General features: G+C 59.0%; 5 protein-coding genes and 6 pseudogenes. 7 read left to right on the top strand and 4 right to left on the bottom strand.

The window, feature by feature from the left end:
- Together C7G61_RS47155 and C7G61_RS41335 are read left to right on the top strand one after the other, a co-directional pair.
- Positions 1-204 (top strand): annotated as a pseudogene (locus C7G61_RS47155) (Effector protein NopP); the annotation flags it as partial.
- Between the two features lie 308 nt (positions 205-512).
- Positions 513-1,187 (top strand): type 2 periplasmic-binding domain-containing protein, encoded by a 675-nt coding sequence (locus C7G61_RS41335; protein ID WP_108523261.1) that lies wholly within the window; start codon positions 513-515, stop codon positions 1,185-1,187.
- Positions 1,188-1,839: 652 nt separating this feature from the next.
- Here the strand turns inward: C7G61_RS41335 and C7G61_RS47315 are convergent.
- Together C7G61_RS47315 and C7G61_RS41325 are read right to left on the bottom strand one after the other, a co-directional pair.
- Positions 1,840-2,159 (bottom strand): annotated as a pseudogene (locus C7G61_RS47315) (hypothetical protein).
- Positions 2,160-2,242: 83 nt separating this feature from the next.
- Positions 2,243-2,956 (bottom strand): annotated as a pseudogene (locus C7G61_RS41325) (ROK family protein).
- A 2,069-nt stretch (positions 2,957-5,025) separates the two neighbouring features.
- On the opposite strand from C7G61_RS41325, the gene C7G61_RS46690 reads away from it, so the two are divergent.
- On the top strand, positions 5,026-5,310 hold the full coding sequence (locus C7G61_RS46690) for a VirK family protein (RefSeq protein ID WP_244608742.1): 285 nt from the start codon (positions 5,026-5,028) through the stop codon (positions 5,308-5,310).
- Between the two features lie 199 nt (positions 5,311-5,509).
- Here the strand turns inward: C7G61_RS46690 and C7G61_RS41310 are convergent.
- Both C7G61_RS41310 and C7G61_RS46685 read right to left on the bottom strand, forming a co-directional pair.
- Positions 5,510-5,644 (bottom strand): annotated as a pseudogene (locus tag C7G61_RS41310) (IS5/IS1182 family transposase); the annotation flags it as partial.
- A gap of 14 nt (positions 5,645-5,658) precedes the next feature.
- Positions 5,659-6,000 (bottom strand): annotated as a pseudogene (locus C7G61_RS46685) (hypothetical protein).
- Positions 6,001-7,035: 1,035 nt separating this feature from the next.
- On the opposite strand from C7G61_RS46685, the gene C7G61_RS41295 reads away from it, so the two are divergent.
- The 4 genes and pseudogenes from C7G61_RS41295 to C7G61_RS47755 all read left to right on the top strand — a co-directional run bounded on the left by C7G61_RS41295 (position 7,036) and on the right by C7G61_RS47755 (position 8,341).
- Positions 7,036-7,293 carry a hypothetical protein gene (locus C7G61_RS41295; protein ID WP_108523259.1) on the top strand — a complete coding sequence of 86 codons (258 nt, stop codon included), beginning with the start codon at positions 7,036-7,038 and terminating at the stop codon, positions 7,291-7,293.
- Positions 7,294-7,428: 135 nt separating this feature from the next.
- On the top strand, positions 7,429-7,545 hold the full coding sequence (locus C7G61_RS47850) for a hypothetical protein (RefSeq protein ID WP_476727215.1): 117 nt from the start codon (positions 7,429-7,431) through the stop codon (positions 7,543-7,545).
- 21 nt (positions 7,546-7,566) lie between these two features.
- Positions 7,567-8,110, top strand: a pseudogene (locus tag C7G61_RS47760) (IS66 family transposase); the annotation flags it as partial.
- A gap of 72 nt (positions 8,111-8,182) precedes the next feature.
- Positions 8,183-8,341 carry a transposase domain-containing protein gene (locus tag C7G61_RS47755; protein ID WP_375293254.1) on the top strand — a complete coding sequence of 53 codons (159 nt, stop codon included), beginning with the start codon at positions 8,183-8,185 and terminating at the stop codon, positions 8,339-8,341.
- The last annotated feature ends 347 nt before the right edge of the window (positions 8,342-8,688 follow it).

Raw genomic sequence — 8,688 nt, 5'->3', positions numbered from 1 at the left:
CTCCGGGTTACTCATCCGCTCGTCGAGAACGCAGGCGATGTTCTGCTGGAACATCAACTTCGGCTTGACGGCAAGCGGGCGTTGGTCATGTCGCGTCCTGCCACGGATGAGGTGAAGCCCCGTCTAGGTGAGAATGAGGGAAGTACTTTTAGCGCCAGTGACGGACGTCATTCTTCAGTCGATCCGACGGCGAGCCGGTGGTGAAAGGCCGGCCCTGAATGTAGCCGCTGGATTGAACCCAAAATGCGAAAGCATTGTTGCCGTCTTGGCGGCACGAGGGGGACCGGCGTCATTTGTCATCTATCTTGTCGTACCAGTCGTGTCCGGTTGCGGACGTTGATGTGGAGAATCCGACTACTGCACCTAAATCATTCCGCGGGTGCCGCTTCGGGCACGTGCTTTTTCTTCTTCAAGCGACGCGCAGAGCACTTTCGCGTTCGGCACGCCGATTGCTGAGATGAAGATGCCGCAGTTAAAAGGCGGCGCGCTGGTCACCGACCCAGGAATTCACAATGAGACTTGCTCGATTGATATTGATCAATGCGGCGTTGAGGCTAGTCGTAACTGTACAAGCGGCAGACATTAATGTGGCCCTCGCCGCCAACTTAACCGCACCGACCAAGGAGATAGCCTCGACCATCAAACGGACGGCTGGTCACGGGGCAGCTATGAGATCGGGCGCGAATGGACAATGTTACAACCACGTCACGCAAGGTGCGCAATTTCAGATCTCGGCCGACACGCGACCAACGGAGCTGGTCGTGGATGAAACCGTACTACCGGAAGGCCGCTTCATCAACACGATCGGAAACTTCCTACTTTGGAAGAGTGCGAATTTCGTGAACGGCGCGGAGATGTCCAAGAGGATGGCCTTCGCAAAATTATCGATCTGCCTCGCCGAGACACCTTTTAAGGTAGCCGTGATCGAGTCAGTGAGTTCGCCCAGCGTTCATGAGGCCATGCAGCCGAAGGGCATCGAGGGCGCGACAGTCACGCGGGCGGATCAATACGAGATCGGCTATGACGAGCTCGCCTTCGTCACGAGATTTCAATTGATTGGTGATGATGCCTCGCGCTGGCTGATGCCGCAGGAGCTCCATGGTCCCATTGAGCAAGGTGCCGCGTCGTCGAAGGGAAGCGCCGACCGCGAAGCAACGCTGGGGTTCATCGATCTCCGAAAGGCCTGAGGCTCACGTGATCATTGAGCGCTATGGTTAGGTGCTCGAAGAGCCAACCCTGGACCGCAGGTCGGCTGGGATCTGGTAGTCGGCAAGGGGACGATCAGGCTCGCCAGCCTCACGGCCGTGATTCTATCGGCATCGGCATGGCGACGTTCACTTGACTTGGTGATCTCGATTTGCTGGGACCCAAATCGACTAGCGCAGCACAAGCATGGGATACGGATGACGCACTGGGGCAAACCACAACCGCGCGTGATTGCAGGCGGTAAGGCCGATCGCGCATTGCATGCTGATGCTTCGCAGCCGCGGATAGTGTGGAACTTCTGGCCGCTTGCGGCGGTCCTCCTCAACACGCTCCTGTGGGTCGGCATCTGCTGGGTCATTTACGCGTTCTCATGAGCAAGGCGGCGTGGCCAAAGCAGCCAAGTTCGCGCCACAAGGATGGGCGCGTTGGCAAGCGCCATCTGGCATACACGCCTGAGGTCATCGACTGACCTCTCTCAGCGGGTCGCGAATATTGGAGGCACGTGCGTACGCACGCCAGTTGGATTAGCCCAACTTAAGCCGTCACCAACGCCAGACGCCGCAATACGCTTCGCCATTGCGCCCTACCACCTAATCAGCCGCAATTCCAGATCGGCCCGGTCGGCGTCCGCGTTCAGCACGGGCCAAAGCTGCCGCCATTGTAGCGGCCGTCGTAAAAGCCGGGCCGGCCGAAATAGTGCCAGGCGCCATCATACCCGTAGTAACGGGGGACCGGGTCAATGTACCAAGGGCGCCGGTCGCGGCGTGCCGATCGCCGCATCGCATCTTTCTGGGCGTAAAGTGGAAGGCTGTTGTTCAGCGGCTGCTGGTCACCCGGCAGGAAGCCATAGCCGTGCCAGCGCGGAGCCGGCCGCTTTTGAAGCGGTGCGGCCAGAGCGGCGACTGATAACAGCGACAGGACGATAGCAGTGAGAGATACACAAGGCGGGACATGCGGACACCATAGACAGTCGATCGTTGAGAGGCCATTCAAATCCAGGTGCAAAGCTCACGCGCCTATGCAGCTGCGGCATTCTCTATCGCCGTACGCTGGACGATCTAACTACCCCCTTCTTCCACAGCCGAAATCCGCCCTCGAACGCGTTGGTGTTGACGCCGAGGCGGACCTTGCGCGGCAGCTTGTCGACCTTGCCGGCGTTGCCGCCGCCCAGCATGATGTAATCCGGCTCCACGGCTGCGAGCAGGCGCCTGATGACGTCATCGACCGTGCGTTGCTATTTCTTCTTTCCAACGCGCTTGAGGGCTGCGGCGCCGACATATTGCTCGAATGTCTTGCCGTTGCGGTACGGCAGGTTAGCCAGCTCCATCGATTCCAGAATGCCATCCACGATCATCGCGGAGCCAAGACCCGTGCCGAGGCCGAGGAACAGCATTCGGCCGCCCTGATAGCTGCCGATCGCCTGCATCAGCGCATCGTTGACGACCTTGGTCGGGCGACCGAAGGCCCTTTCGAAATTGAAGCCGGCCCACCCGAGACCGAGATTGTGAGGCTCCGACAAGGGCCGGTTGTTGACCACAGGTCCGGGATATCCGACCGCGACGACGTCATAGGACCAGTCCTTCGTCAGCGCCTTGACCTTCCTGACCATCACTCTCGCTGATAGCTCGGGATCGGACGCAAACGCGCGCCTGGTTCGCTCCCTGTTGGTCGTGACCTTCACACGCGAACCACCGATGTCGATCACGAGGACCGTATGCCGCGATGCTTGCTTGCCCGCTTTCTTCGCCATGAATTCGCGCCCTGCTCGGTCGGATGATCATAACTCCAGCCGATCCTTACCTGAAGCAGGGAGACAAGCAGCATCACAGCTTTGTTCTCCATCCGACTCTATTTTGTTCGCAAGGAACGAATCGGAATCGCGCAGATCAGTGCGGGCCAATTCTTAACAACGCGTTTGCTTCGTGCTTGCACGCGGATGCAGCCAAGCAAGCAGCCGGATGAAACGAAACAAGCATAGCCCGGATCAGCAGAGCGCTATCCGAGCCTGCTCGGTCGATCGATCTTACCCTAACCCCCGCCCTCCGGCTTGATCCCCGCCTTCGTGATCGGCAAGAGGCGCGCTCCTCGCTGTCGCGAAAGGCCGATATCTCCTGCGGCGTGGTCGGCCAGGTGGCGGCCCCTATGCGATATGCGAGGCTGCTACGGCTCTTGGGTCAGATCTCAGTATACGTGCTGAATATGCTGGCGAGCCGTGACATTCCCCAAGCGTAACACAGCCTGAAGTGGCCGCTATGTGACTCCATCCCCAAGATCAGCCACAGAATCGATTACAATGTAACGCATCGGAAGATCGCCATAAACGGAAATCGATTTATGGGGTTTGGTGCTGGGAAACCTTTGCAGCCTCCGTTCAGGACCGTGCGTAGAAGCGCGGCCGTTTCGATATCGAACCAGGAGATGCCCCCATCCGGTAGTAGGAACGACAGACAGGCTGATCGAGATGTTCGGAAAATCGCGCATCATTTGAGCTCTGCAAATCAGTCCTAACGGTGCAGCTTTGACGCGTTGGCGAACGCGCTCTCCATGCCAGAACCACAGAAAGCGCTTTTGATGTTGCACGCGCGGCAATGCACAGTGTCACACCTCGCACAGCGCGAGTGAAACGGCACCGTTGTATCGGTCATCGCACAAACGGCTGCATCCGACTTAACACCGATGAATGCGGTCGAGCGTCGATCTCCGATGCTGAAACAGCACCGGCCCGACGCACACTGCCGGGTATGAGGTGCGTCGGGCCGGTTGGGGCATGGCGCGGCACCTGGCCGTGTCCAACCCAGATAAACCCGTGCAAATGATATGCCACACGAAAAGGTGCCGATGATCGGCGTCGAAATCGCCGGTGTCCGGCCACACGGATTTTCATTTGCGGGCGGGCGCGCGTACGTATGGGCCATCTCCTCCGGGCTTAGTTTGCGTTACGCCATCAAGATCGATTTGATCGGTGGCCGGACGATTGCCGAATTTCGATGTCGGGGAGACTTCCTTTGCGCGGCCTGTGACCAGAGGGACGCCGATATCCGAACGGATTAGATTTACTGCGTCACAAATCATGACGGCGCATGAGCTTCCATTTCGATAGCGCAGCACGGACATCTAGGTAGCGTCTAAGCAAATACGCTCGCGAGGCACCGCCGCATGGTAGCGAACGAGTCCGGCATGTCACCCTCTGTTCTGAGCGGGAGCGCCGCGGGTCAGCCAGTCATTGCGATGAGCGGGGCGGACCCGGAGCCGCGCAAAGCGCGAGGTCAAGAAGTCAACGCTGCCGTCGCGCCATTTGACATTCCGCCAAGCTTGTTTCGGTATACCGAGATCAAAGTCCCTTGACCGAGCAAGTATTTTGCTCGTCGTCCCATCGCATCAATTTCGCCGGCGGTCCATTCCCCGACCATTTCTTCGGGCGGTGCGTCCCTGCCGGGCGGCCACACGGAGTGCTCGGCAAGATGCCCGTTTCTTGAATGCTCGTTCGAAACTCTTCCGCTTACGCTTATATGTGAGCCTGCACCCTCTCGGTCATATCGGCCTCCTTTGCATTCACGCACTATTGCCGTTTGTACTTTCGACGCTGCCACCCGCTGGACCAAACAGTGCAGAGGGTGTCACAAATGGTGAAGCCACTTCGCATACCTTACGTACCGAGGTTGTGAGGTTGGATTATCCTTCGCAACGACTTGCGCGCGGTTGCGACACGTGTAGTTGTTGCGACCGAATATGTCCGGACTCCGCCAGGCTGTTTGCGAACACGACATCGGGCAAGTTGGCGCTTGCGTTACCTGCGGTTGTTGTGGAGGAGAAGAGCGTATGAAGTTCAGTGGCAGACGCCTTTCGATCCTGTTGTCCTTGCTTTCGGCTGTAAGCGTGAGCACGATCGCCAAGGCCGATGAGCCCTCGCCGAAATACGCCGAGGTGCTCAGTGCCCTGCAGGCCGGCAAGAATGTGAAGCTCATACTGGACCTGAACCGCTGTACCACCGTCGATGGCGGCAAGCCCGGACCGGCCACGCAGGCCGGGTTGGTTATAAGTGCCTTCAGGGTGACGGCCCAGAACGGCATCAGCTTTGCCAATGCGCATCAAACCGTGGATTGACGGAATACATTCCGCCACAGCCTCAGCCGCGAAGGCAAGCTTACGGTGCGGGCCTTCAAGCTGACCGCCGGGGCGACCGAAGTCGTGAATCAGGGCGAATTCATCTGCGAACTGCCGGACGGCGCGAAGTTCGTTTGGGACACTGCGCAGGGCCACGGTGCGGCTTCGCTACCCTGATCCTTTCGAGTGGAGATCTATCGAGCCATAATACGGCAGCCGAGATCGTGATGGCGGCCAGGTCGTTTCTGGCCGTCTTTTCGTAGCCGGTCGCCACGCGGCGAAATTGCTTCGGTTTACCGAAGCAGCACTCGATGAGGTGATGCTGACCTGCCAGGGCTGTTGAAGCACTCAGCCGCGTTCGCAAACGAAGCTTGTATCGTCGCCATTGTGTATGAAGAATTGGCCGACGAGCCTGCCCGCAGTGCCGATCATAACCGATCCGCGACCGCAGGCGGGGTCATTTTCGTCGTGTCATTCCCATGAGAAACTCCGAGCAGGCCGAACCGTCTCGCGCGCTGTAGCGGACGTCGAGAAGGCGCTTCAGCGCACCGAAGGCGATTTCACAATCGGACTTACCCTCGAAGGTGAGATGCGCCTCTTCGACAAGATCGAGGAAGTCGCTGTCCCAGTTGTCCATTTCGGTGATGCGCCAGCGGCAATGGCCTGGGCGAAGCCGGGCACCTTGGCCATCAGCCGGCCCCGGCAGCCGCACCAGATGAAGTCTTCTGCATCGCAGGCAGGCGGTTACGCCTGCATGGTCCGTCAAATTTGAGTATGACTACCTGCATTTTGGCGGGCCGAGTGTCGCGACCGCTCCGACCGTGCAGTTTCCACCGCTTGCAATTCTTCCGGCGAACACAACCAGCCTATCGAGCAACTATCACATTGGAAAGGTCAGGTTGAATTACCACTTTGGCGCCGACCCGCGGGCGGCGCAATGGTCTGACGCGCCGCTGTATGCAAAAGAACCCACCAGCGTGCCGCCCATTGCGTACACGGCCGATTAGTCATTCGAAGGCGGATCGCGGCTCTGGCGCAGCCGGGGACGATTCCAATGGGACCATAGCGCTGTGCCTCATATACCTGGAGATCCTAGCATTCTCATCTCGAGGCTCACTTATCACGGACTGGACAGACTTCCGGAGAACTATTTGGCGGTCTTGACAGCCCGTGGGGAATATTCCTGAAGGGCAATATTGGCCTCGGGCGCTTCAACAAAGGAAACATAAACAATGAAGATTGGGGCATCGAACGCTCGTTGTCCTGTATCAACAGGCCAGGCCAACGGAAGGTTCACATACTACACGGCCGACGCCGGTTACGATTTGCTGCGCGGCACCAACCATAAGGTCGGCGCATTCATCGGCTGGCCCTATTACGGCCAGAGCTCCGACTCGACGGGATGCGTGCAAATCGCCAACCCCATGTATATATGCCGGCGCCGGCTGACAGGATCATTGGCAGCCAGCATACTAACTGGGATGCATTTCGTGTCGGTCTAAGCGCCGAAACCATGCTCACGGAGCGTTGGCGCTTAAGCACCGACGCGCTTACCTGCCGTGGACCAATTACAGTGGTCGTGACAACCATCTCTTTCGCCATATGACCCACTTCACTGATCAACGCGGGAATGGTGGCGGGGGTACATCTCTCGCCTCGAGGGCGTCCGCAGCTTGGTCGCACAAGTCATCGATGGTGTCGAGTTGCGTTCTCGCAAGGGGATCCTTGCTCCCCGGTTTTGTTTACGACAAGGTCATCCGGGATTGTCGCATTCTTCTGGGCGGCGTGCCCTTTCATGCTTCAGGAAACGACTCGACGTGGCTTGCGGACTTCCGCGCGAAGGTCGAGGCGCTGCCCATATCTTACGTGATGAAGCCCAAGCTTATTGAAGCAGCCATCGAAGCAATGATCAGGTTCGTCCAGCCGGCCTACGTCGATTTGATTGCGGCGGCGGGCCGGCTCGAGGCCTCGTCCAGCACGTGACGATGGCGCCTGGAAGCACCCCAACGGGGGTTGAGTTCTACGCGCAGGCGCTCAGGCACATGACCACGACGGAGCCGTCGGCGACACAAATCCACGAGTACGGGCTGGAGGAGGTCGGCCCGGATCCACGGAGAGATGGAAAGATTAAAGAACTCGCTTGGCTTTGGTGGCGACCTCGCCGCTTTTTTCGAGCACATCAAAACAAGCCCCAAACTTGTCTATCCCGATACTGAGGAGGGACGGAGCACCTAGCTCCGCGAAACCTCCCGCGTTATGGATGCGATGTACCGCAATCTCGGCAATTCTTTTGGCAGGCTTCCCAAGGTTGGGTGCGTATCGCGATCCGATGTTCGTGAGCATCCACAAAAACATCTGGCCCGGTTCAGTGGAATCGTCCAGGCGGACTGCTACAACGGCTTCGAGCCGCTGTTCGATCCGAAGAAGAAAGCGCTGCCGATCATGCCGGCATTTTGCCTCGCGCATGCGAGGCGAAAGTTCTTCGAGCTGGCCGACATCGCAAAAAATGCCCGGGAGGGCAAGAAGGGTAAGCCGATCTCCCCGATAGCGCTGGAGGCGGTCAGACGCCTCGATGCACTCTTCGTCATCGAGCGCGAGATCAACGGCTTGACCGCCGCCGAGCGGCTTAGCTTGCGACAGCAAAAGAGCAAGCCGCTGTTCGACCGAACGCGCCACACTCTCGCGCTCCTCCGCGGTTCGCGAGCCGATCGACTACATGCTCAAGCGCTGGGCCGACTTCGCCCGCTTCCTTGATGATGGCAGAATCTGCCTGACCAACAACGCTGCGGAAAGAGCGCTGCGCGGTATCGCTCTCGGAAGACGCAATTGGATCTTTGCCGGTTCTCAGCGCGGGGCAGACCGCGCCGCTGTCATGCTGACGCTTCTCACCACCGCACGCCTCAACGATGTCGACCCGCAAGCCTGGCTCGCCGATGTTCTGGCCCGTATCGCCGATCTGCCTGCCTCGCGCCTGCACGAGTTGCTTCCTTGGGAATGGAAAAGGCTACGCGCGGTCGAAAAACACCTCTGATCAGCGGTCCGTCGCAACCTGAACGTCTCAACCGGCTAGCGACCATCATAACCAAGACCGTCTATGCGCGCGCGTAATCGTTGCGCGGCAGTCCTCGGATGCGTAACGACTAACTGAAGTGACGGGCTTGATGTAGGCAGGTCGGACGTCGGCCAAATAACGGCTATATGACAGCTTGTCCTTAACGCGCACCGAATGTCACCTCACGAACACAAAGGTCAATTGGGTGTTGCCGGCGTTGCGGCGGATGGCGCGGCGCCTGGCTGTACTGCCGCTGGCGGCGGCGTCGTGGCCGATGGCGCGGTGGTCGACTGGGCTGCGGCCTGCGGGGAGCTGCCGACGATGAC

The sequence above is a fragment of the Bradyrhizobium algeriense genome, from assembly GCF_003062295.1.
GTDB lineage: Bacteria > Pseudomonadota > Alphaproteobacteria > Rhizobiales > Xanthobacteraceae > Bradyrhizobium > Bradyrhizobium algeriense.
Note: the sequence above shows the minus strand (reverse complement) of the source record. Positions and strands in the feature narration are given on the sequence as shown.

Excerpts from the sequence above, each read along its gene's own strand:
- C7G61_RS41335 (WP_108523261.1), top strand. The coding sequence starts at position 513 with ATGAGACTTGCTCGATTGATATTGATCAATGCGGCGTTGAGGCTAGTC.
- C7G61_RS46690 (WP_244608742.1), top strand. The coding sequence starts at position 5,026 with ATGAAGTTCAGTGGCAGACGCCTTTCGATCCTGTTGTCCTTGCTTTCG.
- C7G61_RS47850 (WP_476727215.1), top strand. The coding sequence starts at position 7,429 with ATGGAAAGATTAAAGAACTCGCTTGGCTTTGGTGGCGACCTCGCCGCT.
- C7G61_RS47755 (WP_375293254.1), top strand. The coding sequence starts at position 8,183 with ATGCTGACGCTTCTCACCACCGCACGCCTCAACGATGTCGACCCGCAA.